The 18506-nt window shown below is 65.5% G+C and carries 16 protein-coding genes and 1 pseudogene; 5 read left to right on the top strand and 12 right to left on the bottom strand.

Annotation, left to right across the window (positions count from 1 at the left end; translation table 11 throughout):
* Positions 1–51: 51 nt before the first annotated feature.
* From AC5RWU_RS13510 to AC5RWU_RS13470, 9 genes are all read right to left on the bottom strand, one after another.
* Positions 52–630, bottom strand: a complete 579-nt coding sequence (locus tag AC5RWU_RS13510; protein WP_494031316.1) for an alpha/beta hydrolase — start codon at positions 628–630, stop codon at positions 52–54.
* Between the two features lie 166 nt (positions 631–796).
* Positions 797–1618, bottom strand: coding sequence for an HpcH/HpaI aldolase family protein (locus AC5RWU_RS13505; RefSeq protein ID WP_494031317.1), 822 nt, complete (start codon positions 1616–1618; stop codon positions 797–799).
* Entirely contained in the window at positions 1603–2388 is a 786-nt protein-coding gene (hpaH, locus tag AC5RWU_RS13500) for a 2-oxo-hept-4-ene-1,7-dioate hydratase (protein ID WP_494031318.1), read from the bottom strand. Before hpaH ends, AC5RWU_RS13505 begins: the two co-directional genes overlap by 16 nt.
* Before the next feature lie 85 nt (positions 2389–2473).
* The gene (gene hpaD, locus AC5RWU_RS13495; protein WP_494031319.1) at positions 2474–3550 is read right to left on the bottom strand and encodes a 3,4-dihydroxyphenylacetate 2,3-dioxygenase; all 1077 of its coding nucleotides are present in this window, start codon (positions 3548–3550) and stop codon (positions 2474–2476) included.
* A 27-nt stretch (positions 3551–3577) separates the two neighbouring features.
* Complete coding sequence (gene hpaE / locus AC5RWU_RS13490; protein WP_494031320.1) at positions 3578–5095, bottom strand: 5-carboxymethyl-2-hydroxymuconate semialdehyde dehydrogenase; 1518 nt, start codon at positions 5093–5095, stop codon at positions 3578–3580.
* Positions 5096–5123: 28 nt separating this feature from the next.
* Positions 5124–5804, bottom strand: a complete 681-nt coding sequence (locus AC5RWU_RS13485; protein ID WP_494031321.1) for a GntR family transcriptional regulator — start codon at positions 5802–5804, stop codon at positions 5124–5126.
* 1 nt (position 5805) lies between these two features.
* Positions 5806–7305: a fumarylacetoacetate hydrolase family protein gene (locus AC5RWU_RS13480; RefSeq protein ID WP_494031322.1), complete on the bottom strand. Its 1500-nt coding sequence runs from the start codon at positions 7303–7305 to the stop codon at positions 5806–5808.
* 639 nt (positions 7306–7944) lie between these two features.
* Entirely contained in the window at positions 7945–9771 is a 1827-nt protein-coding gene (locus tag AC5RWU_RS13475; RefSeq protein ID WP_494031323.1) for a glycoside hydrolase family 15 protein, read from the bottom strand.
* Positions 9772–9951: 180 nt separating this feature from the next.
* Positions 9952–10164, bottom strand: coding sequence for a hypothetical protein (locus AC5RWU_RS13470; RefSeq protein WP_494031324.1), 213 nt, complete (start codon positions 10162–10164; stop codon positions 9952–9954).
* Between the two features lie 466 nt (positions 10165–10630).
* Between AC5RWU_RS13470 and AC5RWU_RS13465 the strand changes: the two genes are divergently transcribed.
* The 5 genes and pseudogenes from AC5RWU_RS13465 (at position 10631) to AC5RWU_RS13445 (ending at position 15448) form a co-directional block, all read left to right on the top strand.
* Positions 10631–10906, top strand: coding sequence for a DUF3040 domain-containing protein (locus AC5RWU_RS13465; RefSeq protein ID WP_494031325.1), 276 nt, complete (start codon positions 10631–10633; stop codon positions 10904–10906).
* Positions 10907–11828: 922 nt separating this feature from the next.
* Positions 11829–12293, top strand: coding sequence for an Hsp20/alpha crystallin family protein (locus AC5RWU_RS13460; protein WP_494031326.1), 465 nt, complete (start codon positions 11829–11831; stop codon positions 12291–12293).
* A 36-nt stretch (positions 12294–12329) separates the two neighbouring features.
* A complete protein-coding gene (locus tag AC5RWU_RS13455) occupies positions 12330–12737 on the top strand; it encodes an Hsp20/alpha crystallin family protein (protein WP_494031327.1) in 408 nt (135 codons plus the stop codon).
* Positions 12738–13477: 740 nt separating this feature from the next.
* Positions 13478–14122: pseudogene (locus AC5RWU_RS13450) on the top strand (proteasome activator).
* 996 nt (positions 14123–15118) lie between these two features.
* Entirely contained in the window at positions 15119–15448 is a 330-nt protein-coding gene (locus AC5RWU_RS13445) for a histone-like nucleoid-structuring protein Lsr2 (RefSeq protein ID WP_494031328.1), read from the top strand.
* Between the two features lie 264 nt (positions 15449–15712).
* Here AC5RWU_RS13445 and AC5RWU_RS13440 read toward each other — a convergent pair whose 3' ends face one another.
* The 3 genes from AC5RWU_RS13440 to AC5RWU_RS13430 form a co-directional block, all read right to left on the bottom strand.
* A complete protein-coding gene (locus AC5RWU_RS13440) occupies positions 15713–16210 on the bottom strand; it encodes a hypothetical protein (protein ID WP_494031329.1) in 498 nt (165 codons plus the stop codon).
* Between the two features lie 124 nt (positions 16211–16334).
* Positions 16335–16808 (bottom strand): MarR family winged helix-turn-helix transcriptional regulator, encoded by a 474-nt coding sequence (locus AC5RWU_RS13435; RefSeq protein ID WP_494031330.1) that lies wholly within the window; start codon positions 16806–16808, stop codon positions 16335–16337.
* A 686-nt stretch (positions 16809–17494) separates the two neighbouring features.
* A complete protein-coding gene (locus AC5RWU_RS13430; RefSeq protein ID WP_494031332.1) occupies positions 17495–18229 on the bottom strand; it encodes a GAF and ANTAR domain-containing protein in 735 nt (244 codons plus the stop codon).
* Between the last annotated feature and the right edge of the window lie 277 nt (positions 18230–18506).

The following is an 18506-nucleotide window of genomic DNA, read 5'->3' as shown; positions in this document are numbered from 1 at the left end:
GCTGTCCCTGGACTGCGGGATTCCGGAGATGAGGGTATTCCCTCCCCGCGTCTACCAGCCGAGCCATTCGGCCGCTTCCCGGACGATGTGCCGGGGTATGGTGTGGGCGCCGGGGAATTCCCGGTAGACCACATCGTAATCGTCCCGCCGAAGCGCGGGAACGATCCTTCTGCTGGTCGAGCCGACGGGAAGTACCACATCGTGATCACCGTGGGAGATAAAGATGGCGGGCTTGCCCACGCGCGGGGCGGGCGGGATAAAGCCCGGTGAGAAGGCGATGACGCGGCGGATTAGGCTGCCGTTGGCCAGACCCAGGCCGAGGGCGTATGAGGCGCCGTCCGAGAAGCCCGCGATGCCGATGTGCGCAGGGTCTATGGGGACGGTGCGGACGACCCGGCCCAGTGCCCGGTCGATGACGGCCACGTCCGGCCCGTAGCGGTGCCCGACAGCGTCCCAGGTTGATCCGCGCGATGCCGGGGCCAGGAGGGCCAGACCGTATTCATCCGCCACCGGGGCCAGCAGGGACAGGCCTGCGGCCGCGTCTGCTCCGGCGCCATGGAGGGTGAGGACGAGCCCGGCCGGATTTCCCCCCTGCAGGCCGGGCGGGACGTAAAGGAGTGAATCACGCACCCGTTCCAGTCCCAGCAGGAGCCTGCCTAAGGGCAGGGGCCGGGCCGGAGGCGTTTGCGGCGGCCGGGCCGTCAGCGAGGCCGGACTCCTGATCCCGTCCAAAGCGCCCCTCCCCGGCCTAACAACAGTGCCAACGGCACGGGCCGCTTGGGCCCGTTGCAATGATTCAGTAACTGGCGACCCTTGTGACCGGTTCCTCAGCACTTCCGGACGGCGGAAGGTAGGTTCTGGCCAGGGCTTCGGTGGCGCGGGCCAGCAGGGCGACGTCGGCTCCGACCAGGATGAAGTTGACCCCGGCATCCAGGTAACGGCGGGCGGTCGCCTCGGCGAAGGCATTGACCCCGACCGGTTTGCCCAGTGCAGCCGCTGCCTTGATGCAGTGTTCGACGGCGGCAACCACCTCCGGGTGGTCCTGCTGGCCGAGGTAGCCCATGGAGGCGGCCAGGTCGGAGGGGCCAATGAAGATCCCGTCGACGCCGTCGACGGAGGCAATGGCCTGCACGTTCTCTACCGCTGTGGCCGATTCAATCTGCACCAGCAGGGTGATGGTTTCCTCGGCAATGCCCAGATAGCCATCGATCCGGTTCCACCGGGAGGCGCGGGCCAGGGCGGACCCCACGCCGCGGACGCCCCGGGGCGGGTAACGGACGGCCGCGACGACCTGTTTGGCCTGGTCAGCGGTGTCCACCATGGGGATGAGCAGGTTCTGTACGCCCACGTCCAGGTACTGCTTGAGGATGACCGCATCGCCGCTGGGAGGGCGGACTACCGGTGTGATGGGGTATGCGGCAACTGTCTGCAGCTGGAGCTGGATGGATTCGAGGCTATTGGTGCTGTGTTCGCCGTCGATCAGCAGCCAATCCAGCCCGGACCCGGCGCAGATTTCGGTGACCAGGGGGTTGCCGGTGCAGGCCCACATGCCGATCCGGGCACGGTCGGCAGCGAGCACCGAGCGGAAGGGTACCGGGGGTTCTACTCGAAACGGCATGTGACTGATCCCATCTGTCCGTAGTCTGCGTGCACGGTGTCGCCTTCGTAGACCCACATGGGGCGTGTGAAGGAACCGGCGAGAATGATTTCTCCGGCACCGAGGGAGGTACCGTGGGCGGAGAGCTTGTTGGCCAGCCAATAGACGCCGGCGGCCGGGTGGTTCAGCACCCCGGCGGCGACGCCGGTTTCCTCGATGGTCTGGTTCCGGTACAGGAGGGCGGAAATCCAGCGGAGGTCCACGTCCTTGGGCCGGACCGGGGTCCCGCCCAGGACCATGGCGCCCATGGCCGCGTTATCGGAGATGGTGTCCACGATGGTGCGGCCTTCCATCTCGATGCGTGAGTCCAGGATCTCCAGTGCCGGAATGACGTAATCGGTGGCATCCAGCACGTCAAAGATGCTGCAAGCCGGCCCGGTCAGCGGCTTGCCCAGGACAAAGGCCAGTTCCACTTCGATGCGCGGATGGGTGTACCGGTTCCACTGCACCGTACAGCCGTTCTCCAGCACCATGTCGTCGAAGATCATGCCGTAGTCCGGTTCGGTGATGCCCGTGGCGGCCTGCATGGCTTTGGAGGTCAGCCCGATCTTGCGTCCCACCAGGGTCCGGCCCGATTCCTGCAGGCGCCGTCCCCACAGTATCTGGACCGCGTAGGAATCCTCCACCGTCATGTCCGGGTAGCGGGCGGTCAGGCGCGGGACCGGAGTCCGGGTGCGGCCGGCCTCCACCAGCTCATCGGCAATCGTCTCAATGGTTGTCTGGTCAAGCATGAAGCCTGCTTTCTGTGCTGGGACCGCAGGGCTGCGGGCCGGAGGTCTTCGGGACGCCACCGGCCCGCAAGCCCGGTGCGGAGATCTAGACCTGCGCGCCGAGTTTGAAGCCCTCCACCGCGGTGTCGTCCTTGCGGGTGTAGGAGAAGCCGTCGGCGCCGACGGTGACCGCCAGCTCGGAGGCGTCGGTGCGTTCGATCACCGGCTGGGGGTTGCCGTCCAGGTCCAGGACCAGGGAGGCTTCGGTGTACCAGGAGGGGACGACGGGGTTGCCCCACCAGTCGCGGCGCTGGTTGTCGTGCACATCCCAGGTGATGGTGGGGTTGTCCGGGTCGCCGGTGTAGTAGTCCTGGGTGTAGATCTCCACGCGGTGACCGTCCGGATCCAGGATGTACAGGTAGAAGGCGTTGGAGACGCCGTGGCGGCCCGGGCCGCGCTCGATCCGGTCGGAGATGCGCAGGGCGCCCATCTTGTCGCAGATCTGGATGATGTTGTGCTTCTCATGCGTGGCGAAGGCGATGTGGTGCATGCGCGGGCCGTTGCCGCCGGTCAGGGCCGTGTCATGGACGGTCTGTTTGCGGTGCATCCAGGCGGCGTAGGTGACGCCGTCGGAGTCCTTGATGTCCTCCGACACCCGGAAGCCCAGGTCCTCCAGGTACTTGCGCCCGCGGGGTACGTCCGGGGTGACCTGGTTGAAGTGGTCCAGCCGGACCAGTTCGCCGGCGGAGTAGAGGTCGTAACGCTGGGTGAGGCGCTCGACGTGCTCGGTTTCGTAGAAGAACTCGTACGGGAAGCCCAGCGGATCCTCGACCCGGACGGAGTCGCCGATGCCTTTGGTGAAGCCATCCCGGCGGCGCGCGGTGCGGCAGCCCAGCTCTCGGTAGTAGGCCTCGGCCTTGTCCACGTCCCCGGGGGTGCGGACGCGGTAGGCGAAGGCCGCGACGGCGGCAACCGGGCCCTTGCGCAGCACGAGGTTGTGGTGGATGAACTCCTCCAGGGAACGCAGGTAGATCGCGTTCTCGTCCTCCTCTGTCACGTGCAGGCCCAGGACGTCCACATAGAATTCGCGGGACTTGGCCAGGTCCGTGACGACAATGTCCATGTAGGCGCAGCGGACGATGTCAGGGGCCGGAACCGAGGGGGTGGGAATCTCGTTGCTCATGGTGTTTTCTCCTTCATCGTGAAGCGGTCAGTAGTCGATCTTGGCGGCGGCTTCGGCGCCGAACTTCGGGGTATGGACGGAACCCAGGGTGATATGGACGGCCTGCTGGTCGGTGTAGAAGTCGATGGACCGGTAGCCGCCCTCGTGGCCCAGCCCGGAAGCCTTCACGCCGCCGAACGGGGTGCGCAGGTCCCTGACATTGTGGCTGTTGAGCCACACCATGCCGGCCTCGACATCCTGCGCAAAGTTATGCGCCCGGGTCAGGTCCTGGGTCCAGATGTACGCGGCCAGCCCATACTTGACGCCGTTGGCCAGGGACAAGGCCTCCTCATCTGAGTCGAACGGAGTAATGGCCACCACCGGGCCGAAGATCTCCTCCTGAAAGATGCGGGCATCCGGGGCGACGTCGGCGAAGACGGTCGGCGCGACGTAATTGCCTTCCTCCAGCCCCTCCGGCCGTCCGCCACCGGCCAGCAGGCGTCCTTCGGACTTGCCGATCTCCACGTAGCTCATCACCTTGGCGTAGTGCTCCGGGTGCACCAGTGCTCCCACCTGGGTCTTCGGATCGTGCGGATCCCCGACGACGATGTTCTTGGCCCGGGCCGCGTAGCGCTCACAGAACTCGTCGTAGATGGGCCGCTCCACCAGGATGCGAGAACCGGCCGTGCAGCGCTCACCGTTCAGGGAGAAGCCCCCGAAGAGCGCCGAGTCGATGGCTGCGTCCAGGTCGGCGTCGGCGAAGATGACGCACGGGCTCTTGCCGCCGAGCTCCATGGACAGGCCCTTGAGATTGGCCGCGGCGTTGCGGAAGATGGTCTGGCCTGTGGTGGTCTCGCCGGTGAAGGAGATCAGCGGCACGTCCGGATGCTTGACCAGCGCATCGCCGGCTTCCTCACCCAGGCCGTTGACCAGGTTGAATACGCCTGCAGGGACACCCGCGGCGGTGAAGATGTCCGCCCACAGGGAAGCCGACAGCGGGGTGAACTCAGCCGGCTTGAGCACCACGGTGTTTCCGGTGGCCAGTGCCGGGGCCAGCTTCCAGGACTCAAGCATGAACGGGGTGTTCCACGGTGTGATCAGGCCCGCGACGCCGATCGGCTTGCGGTTGACGTAGTTGAGCTGGGACCCCGGAACCTTCATCGCGTCGTCGAACTGGGCCACGATCAGGTCCGCGAAGAAGCGGAAGTTCTCCGCCGCCCGGCGCGCCTGGCCCTTGGCCTGGGTGATCGGCAGACCGGTGTCGAAGGTTTCCATTTCGGCCAGGCGGTCTTCCTGGGTTTCGACGGCGTCGGCGATCTTGTTCAGGATCCGGGCGCGTTCGCGCGGCTTCAGCTTGGGCCACGGTCCGTTGACGAAAGCCTCGCGGGCGGCGGCGACAGCGGCGTCGATGTCCTCCTTCTGGCCGGCGGCGGCGGTGGCGTAGGTCTGGTTGGTCACCGGATCGAGCACGTCGAAGGTGGCGCCGTTGATCGAGTCGACGAACTTGCCGTTGATGAAGTGTTGGATGTGGGCGGGCAGGTTCTCGGGCACGTAGTGGTCGGCCATGATCTACCTTTCGTGGTGTCCAGGTTTGCTAGAGGACTGAGGGCGGCTGGTTGGTCTGCGCCATGTAGGCGTTGAGCGTGGCCGTCCGGTGGGCTCGGGCGGCCATTTCGATTTCATGGGGATCGGCTTTTGCCTCAAGCAGGGCGAGCAGTCCGTCGTGTTCGGCAACGGACTCGCGGGCCCGCCCGGGGACCAGGTCGAAGCTGGAAGCACGGATGGCATTCAGGCGGTTCCAACCCCGGTGCACCAGGTCCAGAATGTGCGGATTGGGGCACCTGCCGTAGAGGATGGCATGGAATTCGTTGTTGAGCTTGGTGAAGCGGACGGGTTCGAAGGTCTCCAGGCACTCGCGCAGCTGCGCATTGAGCTTGCGGGCCCGGCGCAGATCGTCGTCGGTAATCAGGCCGGCGGCCAGCGCCGTTGCCGCACCCTCGATGATGCTCAGCGTCTGCATGGTATGCAGGTACAGCGTGGTGTCGAGGGCAGCAACGGTAGCGCCCACATTACGCTCGAAGGTGACGAGTCCTTCGGCTTCCAGCCGGCGGATCGCTTCCCGGACCGGTACCACGCTGCAGCCGAGTTCTTCTGCAATGGTGCTGAGCACCAGACGGTAGCCGGGGACGAACTGGCCGGTGCCGATCCGGTCGCGGAGCAGCTGGTAGGCCTGTTCCGACTTCGACGCCGGCGCCGGGGCAGTAGCGGTGGACATATCAGGACCCGTTGCCCTCTGCCACCCACTGCTGGTATTTGGCAAGCCAGTCGGCGTTCATCGGGAACAGCCCGTCCACCTTGTGGCCTTCCTTGACCATCTGGAAGACGAAGGTGTCCTTGCGTTCCTGCTCCACGGCCTCGTCCGCTACTTCCTCGGCCAGCGCCGGCGGCAGCACCAGGATGCCATCGTCATCGGCCACAATGATGTCTCCGGGTTGAACCGTCGTGCCGCCGCAGCCGATGGTCGCATCGACTTCCCACGGCACATGCTTGCGGCCGAGTACGGCCGGGTGCGGACCACTATGGAAGGTGGGGATATCCAGGCCGGCGACCGCCGAGAGGTCCCGGACACCGCCGTCAGTAATGATGCCAGCAGCGCCGCGCACCTGGGCGCGCAGGGCCAGGATGTCCCCGAGGGTTCCGGAGCCCTTTTCGCCGCGGGCCTCCATCACCAGGATGTCTCCGTCGTTCAGCGCATCAATGGCGCGCTTCTGGGCATTGTAGCCCCCACCATGGCTCTTGAAGAGGTCCTCGCGGTTGGGCACGTAGCGCAAGGTGCGGGCAGTGCCGATGACCTTTTGGCCCGGCTTGGTAGGCTGCAGCCCGTCGATGCTGACGTTGTTGAGCCCTCGCTTGCGCAGGGCCGCGGAAATCGTGGCGGTCGCCACGGAGGCGAGCTTGGTTTTGAGTTCTTCAGTGAGCACGGGCTGCTTGGGCGCCAGGCCGGCTGCTTCGGCCGAGCCGTAGGCGTCCTCGCGGTCCTGGTCCGTCACCTTGGGGGTGTTGCCGAAGTCGGCGAAAGGCACTTCGCCCTGGACCACGGTGGTTCGGAGCCTGCCGCTGCTTAACGCTGCTGCACTGTCGCCGGGCGCGGTGTCCACCTCAACCTCCACTACGTCACCGGGTACCACCACGGAGGAGCCGGCTGGGGTGCCAGTGAGGATGATGTCTCCCGGTTCCAGCGTCATGAGCTGGGACAGGTCCGCGATGATCTGCGCGAAGGGGAACAAAAGTGACTCAGTGGTGTCCTCCTGGACAAGTTCACCGTTGACCCAGGTGCGGATCCGCAGTGCCGTCGGGTCCACCTGATCCGCCGGGATCAGCGCCGGACCGATCGGGGTGAAGCCGTCCCCGCTCTTGGAGCGGATGTTGGAGCCCTTGTCCGCGTACTTGATGTCATAGATACCCAGATCATTGCTGGCCGTGACGGCCCCGACGTAGCTCCAGGCATCCTTGAGCCCAACCCGGCGGGCCTCCTTGTCGATGACCAGAGCCACCTCGCCCTCAAAGGCGAGCAGCTCAGTTCCGGCCGGGCGTTCCACCGTACCTCCGGTCAGGCTCAGGGAGGAGGATGCCTTCATGAAGTAGGACGGATGCGCGGGAACCCGTCCGCGCTGTGCGGCCCGTGAGGCGTAGGAGAGATGGACAGCCAGTACCTTGCCGGTGTTTTTCAGGATGGCCGAGTCAACCACCGGCAGAGTGGCTGCCACAGTGCTCATATCTTCGCTCAAATTCTTCTCCAGATCATGTATGAGATCATATATGATCCATCATGAAGAGTGACGTGGATCATGTCAACCCCTCTTGGGCCTCGCCCCCCGATTGCCCGCCCGCTTCGCGTGTCAGATCTCTGTATTCGCGTCGAACGGCGATCAGGAATGGTACGTCTATAGCGGCCATGAGGGCACCGAGGATGAGCAGCGCCACATGCCTAGCTGGTTTCCCAGCACGGTGGCCACGGCGACCAGGGCCGGAACCAGCAACAGGTTGAGTCGGGCGAACCGCTTGAGAGAAGCGGCGGCAGATCTTCGGGGCTGTCGCCCTTTCCTTGCCGGGTCATGGCATCACAGTAACGCTGATGTACCGGGATGCGGACCGGTCCAGCCCTAGCTTTTGGGACCGGTTGACCTGGCAGGGCCGACGGCGGGCAGCCGGAGCGTTCCTGTCCCGGGGGATCCACGCGTCCTCGGGGTATCCCAAGGAATGCTGAACGCCGTCGCGGAAGAAGACCCATACCGGCTGAGGCCGCCCTGAAGGTAGGGCCGTGGGAGGGAACCGGATGAAACCCAGGCCGGCAGGGTACCCAATGCTTCGGGCCGGTACAGCCGCTGCTTCAGGCAGAGGTGCTCTGATGCCTGTCAGTGCGCATATGGGCCGCTGTTCGCTGTCCAGGCCCCGGGAATGGGTGTGTCGCTTTTCCGGACGGTGCCGAGGTGCAGTTGCAGGGCGCAGTGGACGAGGGGGAAGTGGCTGAAGGCCTGCGGGGTGTTGCCCAGCTGCCGGCGGGTGCGCGGGTCCCATTCCTCACTGAGCAGTCCGACGTCGTTGCGCAGGCAGAGCAGGCGCTCAAAAAGTTCGACGGCTTCGTTGTAACGGCCGATGCCGAGCAGGGCCTCGGCGAGCCAGAAGGAGCAGGCCAGAAAGACACCCTCGTCCCCGGGCATTCCGTCGATGCCGGTTTGGGGGCGGTAGCGTAGGACGAAGCCGTCTTCGCTCAGGTCGCGGCAGACTGCGTCCACGGTCCCGATGACGCGTGGATGGGTATAGGGCAGAAAGCCGACGCGGGGGATCAGCAGCAGGCTGCCGTCGAGCTCGGTGCTGCCGTAGGACTGGACGAAGGTGTTGAGCTGGTCATTGAAGCCATGAGCCATCACATCGGCATGGATTTGTTCCCGGAGTGCGGACCATCTCCTGTCGGGGCCGGGAAGCCCGGATTGGCGGACGCCTTTGACCATGCGGTCTGCGGCGACCCAGGCCATGACCTTGGAGTGGGTGAAGTGGCGCCGGGGGCCGCGGACTTCCCACAGCCCGTTGTCGGGTTCGTTCCAGGCTCCTTCGAGGAACTCCATCAGCGCGACCTGGATGTCCCAGGAGCTGTCGGAGGTTCCGGGCGGGCCCGCAGCACGGGTGAGGGAGAGCGCGTCGAGGACTTCGCCCCACACATCCAGTTGTAGCTGTCCGGTGGCGGCGTTGCCGGTGCGGACCGGCTGTGAGCCTTCATAGCCGGCCAGCCAGGCCAGTTCGGTCTCGGGCAGCCGGCGGGTTCCGTCAAGGCCGTAGAGGATCTGGAGTTTGGACGGTTCTCCGGCGATCGCACGCAGCAGCCACTCGCGCCATGCGGCGGCCTCTTCGGTGTAGCCGACGGCGAGCAGGGACTGCAGGGTCAGGGAGGCATCGCGCAGCCAGCAGTAGCGGTAGTCCCAGTTCCGGGGCCCGCCGAGCTGCTCGGGCAAAGAGGTCGTGGCGGCGGCAACGATGCCGCCGGTGGGGGCATAGGTGAGTGCCTTGAGGGTGATCAGGGAACGTTTCACGGCGTCGCTGTATTTTCCTTCCACCCGGCTGCGGCTGATCCACTGCCGCCAGAAGGCCTCCGTTGCCTCCAGCGCTTTGGTCGGGTCGATCCGGGCCGGTTCCGGGTGGTGGCCCGGGGCCCAGCGCAGGACGAAGGGGACCCTGTCCCCGGCCCGTATGGTGAATTCGCTGACTGTGTGCAGCTTGAGCCCCTTCAACGGAGCCGGGGTGGTGAGGTAGGCGGAGTCGGGGCCGGCGACGGCGCTGATGCCGCCCGGGATGCGGCGCACCCACGGTATGACCCGGCCGTAGTCGAAGCGCAGGCACAGCTCTCCGTGCATCGGCACCGTGCCGCTGAGGCCCTCCACGATACGCACTACATCCACCGCGTCATCGCGTCCGGGCATGAAGTCGATAATCCGGACGCTTCCTCCGGCGGTGTCCCATTCGGTTTCCAGAACCAACGTGTCCGACCGGTACCTGCGGCGGGTGCACTCCCCGGCTCCGGCGGGAGCAAGCAGCCAGCGTCCTGCCTCGGGGGAGTCCAGCAGCGCCGCGAAACAGGCCGGGGAATCAAAGCGCGGCAGGCACAGCCAGTCGATGGACCCGTTCCGCCCGATCAGTGCCGCCGTCTCCAGGTCACCGACGATGGCATAGTCCTCGATTCTCGCCATGCAAACGCCTCCTGCGGCCTAATGCTGCTCAGATTATCCAGCCGTGGCCCCGCTGGCCAGAGCACCGCAACGCGGGGGCCGAAGAGCGTCCGTTCCCAACCGGAACAGGGCCCGATAACCGCGGCCGGACATGTGGCAGGGAAGGGCCGCACCCTGCCGGGTGCGGCCCTTCCCTGCCGTCTAGATCCGGTGGGTGTCCCATTCATGCACGCTCAGAGGGACACCTCGGGAGATGAACAAGGTGGAGGGGTAGCGTTCTCCGTTGATGAGCTCGCTTACGCCCAAGGCGGTTACCTCATTCTTCCCCAGCGCCTCCAAAATTTTCTGCCGGTACTCTTCAACATCGGAATCCTGAATGTGGTAATTGCGGTCACCGTAGCGAATGTGGGCCATGTTCCTCCTCATCCCGCAGTGCCGGGCGGCACTGCCTGCATCCTAACCGGTGCCCTCAGCGATGCTCTGCCCTGGCTTCCAGGTGTCGTATGCGCTGTTATCGGCGTCCGTGCTGCTGGTGGGCCGGTAGGGCGGTCCCGGACTGGGGCCAAGAATTCCTCGTACAGCATTTTGTGGTTCTCCCTGCCGTGAAGCGGTCATTTCTCAGGGATACGAGCCAGCCGGCCGGCAGCGGAAACAGATCCCGGCTGCCGTCGTGTCCGGCCGCTGGTCCGAGGACAGGGAAACCGGCCGCGGGAGGGGACGCCGGCGGGCCCGGGGTTTGCCGGGTTGTTTCGGGCAGGTGCGGGGGGTCGGGGCGCGGATCCATAATGGGAACAAGGTGCAAAAAGCACCTTCAGGGTTTCAAGCCAGTACGGGGCTGCGGGTGCTTGAGGCGGTCCCGTACCGGAGCGGGAGATGTCCGGTGTTTTCGTATGAAGAGAACAGGCGCCTGGCGGAACTTGAGCGTGAACTGGCCGCCGAGGATCCCAGGCTGGCACGGATTCTGACCGAGGGGTTCGCCGGTCCGCCACCCGGGGCGGTGCGCCGGGCGGTCCTGGCCGCGTTGGTGGGGACGGTGGTGCTCATCCTCGGTGTTGCCTCGGAACTGGCGGTCCTCACTCTTGCCGGGTATGTGCTGGTGTATGCGGCTGTCCTGCGGTATTTTTTCCTGCGCGATTCGGACAGCGCCTGCACGTAGGGCCGGCAGCAGCGCGCAGGGCAACCGTCCGCCCGGATGAGGCGCCGGTGGGGTCCCGGATGACGCACCCGGATACGGGTGAGGGGATGCATCGGGGGCGGCCGAGGTGCCTGACTGCTCAGCGCTGCAGCGGATACCGTCCGTGCAGCGCAGCTGCCGGTTCCCGGCTGGGCGGTGGCCGCGACCTGGACGCTGAGCAGATCGACCTGGCCGCCGGCGCGGGTGTGGGGTAGCTGGGGTACCTGATGATCCGGACGGGGCGGGCCTGCAGGAACGGGGACCGGAAGCCCGTGCAACAGGAAGCCCGGTTGCTGCGACGGTTTCAGGCCAACCCGTCCCAGTTGGGGGTGTCCAGGTATCCGGTACCCGGTGGGCGCGGGTGCTCCCGCAGCGGCTGCAGATGTAGGCGGCGTGGGCCGGTTCCTGCCGGCGGTCCGGCAGGGTCCGGGCCGGGAGGTACTCCTGGAAGTGAAGGAACTCATCGGACCGCACCCGGGACAGGAGGGCACTTCAGCACCGGCGGCCGGGGGGGGCCTGCCTGGGCTGGAGCTCGTGCCGGTGCCGGGGCCGCTGCGGGGTGTTGGGGGCTTGCATTGGGCGATCAACACATTGTCATTGGTGCCGATGTATCGAATGGTTTGCCGGCAGGCCGGCTGCGAGCCATCGGAACGCGGTTCCTTGTGAGCCGCTCCGGGCGGCATCCCAGCGTATCCCGGCCCGCCGGCCCAAGGACAGGCCCGGCTGACGGAAAATGCGTTAACCGCTGAGCGCCTGCGTACCCAAGGCTGCCGTCTTTACCGCTTCCCGGAACCCCGGAAACGGTCTACCGCTTCCGGGCGGGAGTGCGTTAATATGGTCGTAGTTGAGCGTAGTAGGCTCAACTTTGGGATGAACGAAGTTTGGAATGAAGGAGTTGGTGAGCATGACGGCCAGGTTTGATCCATTCCAGGAACTGGAGCGCGTTTCCCAGGCCCTGTTAGGCCGCGGACAGGGGCCGCGGGTGATGCCCATGGACCTGTACCGGGAAGGGGACCACTACATCCTGAACGCGGACCTGCCCGGCATTGACCCGGGATCGGTCGATCTGGACGTCGACGGGCAGCTGCTGACCATCCGCGCCCAGCGGACCCTGAAGGAAACCGAGGGCACACAGTGGCTGCTGCGGGAGCGCGAGAGCGGCTCCTTCCTGCGCCAGCTGACCCTGGGCCAGGACATTCAGGTGGACGGCATCTCGGCGCACTACGACAACGGGGTGTTGAGCGTGACCATCCCGGTCAGCGAAGCCGCCAGGCGCCGGAAGATCGAAGTGGTTGCCGGACACCGCCAGGAAGCGGTCGAAGCGCCGGCCGAACAGAAATCGGCCGGGCAGCAGAAGACCGGATCCTGACACATGCCGGAGATGCATTGATTGGAGGTAGTAGCGATGGCCAATATTCTGCGCCGTGCCGGAGTTGACGTTCCCGAACCCCTGCGCCGGCTGTGGGAAGGGGATCTGGAGTGGCTGCGGGTTGAGGAATACCGGGAGGACGGGTCCATGGTCGTGCGGGCCGAGGTTCCCGGTATTGATCCGGAAAAGGATGTGGACATCACCCTGACCGGGGATCAGCTGCGGATCGAGGTCAAGCACGAGGAAAAAACGGAGAAGAAAAGCAAAAAGGGTTACCGCTCCGAATTCCGCTACGGCGCGTTTTCCCGCACGGTGACCCTGCCCGGCCCCGTGGATGAGAAGGATGTCCAGGCCTCCTACAACGACGGGATCCTTGAAATCCGTGTCCCGGTGCCGGAGGAACCCGAGTCCGGGCCCCGGAAGATCCCCATCAGCCGCGGCTGACCCCCGGCCGCAGCCTGAGGTTGTCGCCCGTTTCCGGCCCCGGGCCGGGAACGGGCAGCTCACCTTCCCGCGCGGCGCCGGGGTGAAGCTGCGGCGCCCGGCCGATGAGCGGAAAGTGACTGGAAGCCCGCGGTGTTTCCCGGCTACCGGCCGAAGGTGAGTCCTCTGCAGGCGATAAGGCACTGTCCGGGATCCTGGCCAAAATGCTCCGGCAGCCGTCTTATCTGCCTTGTGCGCCAGCAGTAATTTAATGGGCGTAGCGCACAATGCGGTCCCGCACAGTAGCGGGATGGCTGGCCGGAGGCAATTCCGAGAGGTGCGCTACCGACTCCGCTATGGCGGAGCAACGGGACCGGGGGGCCTTGGCGGCAAGAACGCCAGACCCCCGATCTGTTTAAGACAGCGGCTGCCCTGTCTTGGCATCATTTGGCGAAGCGGGGGGAGGTCCAGTCAGGCGTTGGTCTGCCCGGACCGCCCCACCTAGCCTGCCTCAATATGGTTCCACCGTTCAGACGGGGCAGAAGCGCCGGCGCGGGCACATGGAATGAGCCGGCCGCCTCTGCGGCATCTGCTAAAGGCGTTCTTCCTCTGGAACGGCCAGAGCGGGGGAGCGGTATCATTTTGGCGTAGTTGAGTCGATATGGCTCAACTTTAGGACTGTGGAGGAGACGGTGATAGTGGCAGCCGGATTCGATTCGTTTCCGGTGGCAGCAGGTGACTGCCGTCCCGGGCTGGGGACCATGGCGGCGGAGACTGTGCGGACCGTAGACATGGCGGCGGAAGGCTCCCCGACCGCTGCCGGGCGTTCGGAAGATGCGCAGCCGCGGCAGCCCGGGCAGGGCAGCCCGAAGACCGCCCAATGCGACCCGGCCGATGCTGCAGGTTCAGAGCCGGCTGGGCGCGGCATGCCGGTGGATGAGCCCGCTAAAGTCGTCCGGATCGGCAGGACGGTCGGGCAGCTGCTGGAGGAGGTGCGCAATGGACCCCTGGATGAGGGTGCGCGGTACCGGCTGGCGAGCATCTATTAACAATCCGTTCTCGAGATTCAGGACAGAATCGCCCCTGAACTGGCCCGGGAACTGGACCGGATCAGCCTGCCCTTCCCAGCCGATTCCGCTCCCTCCGAAGCCGAGCTGCGGGTGGCCCAGGCCCAGCTGGTGGGCTGGCTGGAAGGGTTGTTCCGGGGCATCCAGACAGCCCTGGCGGTGCAGGAAATCGCGAACCAGACCCTGGCGGCGCAGCAGCAACTGCGCCACATTGCGCCCGCCCGCCCGGCCGCCGGCACCGGGACCGCCGAGGACGGGGATCCCGCACCTATTCACAGCACTATGGGCCCCGCGGCGGGCGGCCGGGGCGGACAGTGCAGCGGGTTCGGGTATCTCTAGCCCCGCCCGGGCAGGGAACACTACCCATGACCGACCGAATGGGCTGGCGGTACCTGACGGTCCGCCGCCGAAGGGATACCCGGTGTCACATGCGCTAGTTATCGGTCTCGGGTTGGGGTGTGTCAGGGGTGGGCGGCCCGGTCCCGGCGGGCTCTTCCTTCGGCACCGTTGATGGGAAAAAAATATGGGTACAGTTCCTGGTGCAGTAAAGCGGCAGGGACAGGAGGTCAGCCGGAACCACCACGGTTCCGGCTCTTACCATACGGATCTCATCATGGGTCTGCCCCAGCCTAATCCCACACCAATGAGCGCTGATTCCGGGGCCGGTCCGTCCGGGCCACCCCGTGAGCACAGCGTTTTGGTCGATTCCGACGCCGCTCAGCAGGGTGTATGCGGCCGAATACACGAATCTGCGACCTGCCCCATCCACACACCGGTGCCTGCCGGTTCACCGGCACCTCGGCAGGAAAGCAGCCAGGGCTGCACGAGACCCCTGACAGTGGGCCGGCGCAGGCTTGGACCGAAGGCGATACCGGGGCCAGCGAAAGAGCCTGGTAATCCGTCAGTCAATCGGGATGAGCGAAGGGCCCCGGGTCCGCCGCCGCCGATACATGTGCGCTGATATGGGCTGTGCTCAGGGAGATGGGGCTGCCTGTCCTGTGCCGCCTCAGAGTTCCGTCGCCCGGAGTGGAGGACCGGTTATCATGCCGGCCCGGAACCTGCGGCAGCACGTCCCTGAAGGGCAGCAGGGCCGAGGGTGTCAGCGCGTCAATAACATTCGTCCGGACCTGATTCTTTACAGATACCGGACAACGGCGGACCGGCTCCCGGGTGGGCATAAATACCCCGCCGCCGGTGACGGCGCTTACTTGAACCGGCCGTTCCTGAACCGGTCGCGGTGGCCGGTTGGTGGCCGTTCTGTGCTGTCGAAAGCGCGGCCGGGATACGTAATATTTATATGGGGAAATTGTCCCCGTTATTGAGGAGTCGCTTCGCATGGCACAAAAGGTGGAAGTCGTCCTGGTATCTGATTTGGACGGGGGCCCGGCGGACGAAACGGTGCATTTCGGCATGGACGGCACGAACTATGAAATTGACCTGTCCACCGGGGACGCTGCTGCACTGCGTAGGGCCTTCAGGCAGTATGTGAAGGCCGGCCGCAAGGTCCCTGCGGTTGGGTCAACCCGCGGCAAGGCCCGGGCAGGGGCCGGCCGTGGGGATACCCGGAAAATCCGTGAATGGGCCAGGGAACACGGTTATGACGTTTCCGGGCGGGGCCGGATATCCTCCGAAGTCGCTGAGGCATATCAAAAGGCAGTGGCCTGATTCAGCGAAGATCACTGATGCCATTCAGGTCAGAGATCTTACTGAGGGCAAACAACCCGGGAGGGGAATGCAGCATTCTCCTCCCGGCTTTAATACGCCGTCGCATGCGTTGTTATCGGCGTATGTCCGAGTCGGGGCAGATTTCGGTTGCCCTCGAGGCCCGTCCAGCTTGGGTGCTGCGCACCGGCCCCCGGCCGGGTACCTGACCAAAGCCGAAAGCCGGGCCGGGGAAGAGCTTATCGGGGGCGTCGGCGTTGCGGGCCTTTAGGCTGCGTTCATTCCTGCATCCTGCCGCAGGATGTCCCAGACTTCCTGGACGGTCAGGCCTGCCGCGGAGGCAACTGATTCCAGCGGGCAACCCTCACCGACGGCGGCGCGGATGCTGGCGTTCAGGTTGGCGATGGCCTGGTCCAGGGCCCACTGCCGGTCTTCGACCTGCGCGGCGGCCAGCCATACCCGCCGCACCGACGCCTGCCGGCCGGGGACCGGATCCTGGCGGAAGCCGCAGCCGCAGACCCATTCCCGCCTGGATGCCGGGCGGGGTTCTTCCGCCGCGAAGGTGACGATCGGCAGCCGTAGCGACACATCGGCAAGGGTCATGGCCTGACCGCAGTGCACCGGAGCATCCGCCAGGGGAGGCTCCTGCACCGGAGTCTTCTGCGGGGGAAATGCCGGAGCCGGAACCACAGGCAGGGAGAAGGTGATGTTGTCTGTAAAGTCCCGGGCGGTGCGGGACTGAAGCCTGGCTGCAATGGCAGTCACGGGGTCCTCCTGATCCGAAAACTAACTAACTAGACTAGCTAGTTATAAGCAGAAGCCGGCTCTTGTGTCCAGCCCCGAGGGGCGACCGGGACTGCGGCTGTGACATCACGCGAGGCAGGGGAGATCAGTGGGGGTCGATGGCATCGACGGCATTGCGCATGCGGTGCAGGAAGGTGATTACGGTACGGGCTTCTTCCTGTGACAGGGATTGGGCGGCCTTGAGCATGCGGGCATGCATCCGCCCCAAGGTGGCCCTCACCTCGCGGTCCGAGCCGGCGGTGGCCCGCAGGATCAGGGCCCGGCCATCGGTCGGATGCCGTTCCCGCCGGAGGTGGCCGCTTTGGGCCAGTCGGTCGATCAGCGTGGTCACCGACGCTGAGGTGATGCCGAGTCGGGCAGCCAGTTCCTTCGGCCCTATCGTTTGGCCGGCGGCCTCTGCCTGCAGCAGATACCGCAGGGCCAGCAGATCGGTTTCACCCATGCCCATGGATGAGCGCGTACGCCGGCGCATGGCCGCTTCCGATGCGCGGTAATCCCGCAGGGCATCGAGAACCTCCGCCGCGGCGGCGGAGTCCCTCGTGTACCAATAGCCAGACAAGGCACCCGTATCCTCCACATAAACCCCCAGAAGGTATAGCTAGTCCGTCTAGCGATCTAGGATAGCGCGGTACCTGCGCCCGTGCAGCTGCCCATCGGCCGGGCGGGGATCCGCCGGCCCTGCGGGTATAGTAAGTTTGCTGATGATCGGGGCTGCGGCGTGGCTCCGGAGGCGGCTTCCTGCACGGGCAGGTCTTGTCCCGGCAGGAACCGGCAGGATAACGATGAGAGGGGTTTGCAGGCATGAGTGTGATGGATTATCTCTTCGGCTTGGCCGTGCTCGGAAGCGGACTGGTGGTTATCGCCGCTGGAGGGGCGCTTCTGCTTCGTCCGCCCAGCCGGCCATGGCTGCAGAACCTTCCCCGGATATCCGGCACCGGAACCAGGAAGACCCGGACGCCTGCAGGCCGGGAGTATCTCCGGCGCGATACTCTGGTCGGCTAGAAACACCGGGCCGGCCTTCAGCCAGCCATAACGTATGCGCCGTTATCGGCGTTCGGACCGGACCGTTGGTGAGGTTGTCCGTGGCAGACGGCGCCGTGGGCCTTGTTCATCAGTGTCGGCTCTTAGGTTTCGCGGTCGGCCGGATCCGGTCCAGGACACTGCAGCGCGGTCGGGGCGGACGCCGGCCGGGACGGCAGAAGGCCCGAGTGGCCAGCGTGATCTGCTCGGCTTGGGAGCGGGTGGTCAGCGGTCGAAATGTGTTTGGGTGGCGCCCTGATGGACTGTGGCGATGACTTGGGCGGCGAGGTCGCGGAGTTTGACGTTGCGGTTGTTGGAAGCGGATTTCAGGATGTTGAAGGCCTGGTCCTGGCTGCAGGTGTTTTGGGCCATGATGATGCCGACGGCCAGGTCGATGGTGGTTCGGGACTGCATGGCTGATTCCAGGTGTGCCTCGGTGTCCTGATGTTGGGCGAACCGTACGGCGATCCGCAGTGCCTTCGAGGCCATCAGCACGTGCCGCTGCACATTCCGGATTGCGGCATCATCGTATTTGTTTGGCTGATCGGAATAGACATCGAGGCCGGCCGAGGCTTCGCCTTCGAGTTCGAAGGGCACGCCCAGGACCGAGATGATGCCGTTGGCGGCCGCCGCTTCCTGGTATTCGGGCCAGCGGAATTCCCGGCGCATGTCGGGGACGTGGACCAGTCTGTGTTCGCGGGCCGCCGTCAGGCACGGCCCGTCTCCAAACCGGTACTGGATCTCATCTAGTGCCGCGGCACGCTCGCTGCTGCTGGCCACCGTGGCGGCCGATTTATCACGAAGCAGCGTGACAGCACACCACACTTCCTCCTGTCCCTGGGCCAGGTTCTCGGCCATGAGACGGGTGAATTCCTCGAGGAACTCGGTCAGATCCCGACGCTCCAGCAGCAGATCCTGCAGCCGCTCAAGAGGGGAATCTGTGCTGGTATCACCGTTCACCTTGAGTACCTCCCGAACCGGCAGCGGTTTCTCTGATTGCCCCCTCGAATCAGGTTAGCGCTGACTGCCGGTCGATGGGAGGGCCAGTGCGGGGAGTTCTTGTGCAGTTGCTGTTCCCGCCGTCCCGGCGGGAGGGTCAGACGGACGAGGGCGTAGAGGTTCCCTTTACAGCTGATTAGTACATATGCGCTGTTATCGGCGATTGGGTGGCAGAAGAGACTCGAGGGGGCCTTGAGTGGACTGTTCCCTGGAAGTTGGAGCCGATATTGAACGGTGG

The sequence above is a fragment of the Arthrobacter sp. B0427-1-12 genome (assembly GCF_059092905.1).
The sequence above is the reverse complement of the archived record's forward strand: the minus strand, read 5'-3'. Positions and strand labels throughout refer to the sequence as shown.

What these genes read in the sequence shown, in the direction of transcription:
- AC5RWU_RS13505 (WP_494031317.1), bottom strand. Translation starts at nt 1,618, where the DNA reads ATGCCGTTTCGAGTAGAACCCCCGGTACCCTTCCGCTCGGTGCTCGCT.
- hpaE (WP_494031320.1), bottom strand. Translation starts at nt 5,095, where the DNA reads ATGGCCGACCACTACGTGCCCGAGAACCTGCCCGCCCACATCCAACAC.
- AC5RWU_RS13445 (WP_494031328.1), top strand. Translation starts at nt 15,119, where the DNA reads ATGGCACAAAAGGTGGAAGTCGTCCTGGTATCTGATTTGGACGGGGGC.
- AC5RWU_RS13460 (WP_494031326.1), top strand. Translation starts at nt 11,829, where the DNA reads ATGACGGCCAGGTTTGATCCATTCCAGGAACTGGAGCGCGTTTCCCAG.
- AC5RWU_RS13470 (WP_494031324.1), bottom strand. Translation starts at nt 10,164, where the DNA reads ATGGCCCACATTCGCTACGGTGACCGCAATTACCACATTCAGGATTCC.
- AC5RWU_RS13480 (WP_494031322.1), bottom strand. Translation starts at nt 7,305, where the DNA reads ATGAGCACTGTGGCAGCCACTCTGCCGGTGGTTGACTCGGCCATCCTG.
- AC5RWU_RS13485 (WP_494031321.1), bottom strand. Translation starts at nt 5,804, where the DNA reads ATGTCCACCGCTACTGCCCCGGCGCCGGCGTCGAAGTCGGAACAGGCC.
- AC5RWU_RS13455 (WP_494031327.1), top strand. Translation starts at nt 12,330, where the DNA reads ATGGCCAATATTCTGCGCCGTGCCGGAGTTGACGTTCCCGAACCCCTG.
- hpaD (WP_494031319.1), bottom strand. Translation starts at nt 3,550, where the DNA reads ATGAGCAACGAGATTCCCACCCCCTCGGTTCCGGCCCCTGACATCGTC.
- AC5RWU_RS13475 (WP_494031323.1), bottom strand. Translation starts at nt 9,771, where the DNA reads ATGGCGAGAATCGAGGACTATGCCATCGTCGGTGACCTGGAGACGGCG.
- hpaH (WP_494031318.1), bottom strand. Translation starts at nt 2,388, where the DNA reads ATGCTTGACCAGACAACCATTGAGACGATTGCCGATGAGCTGGTGGAG.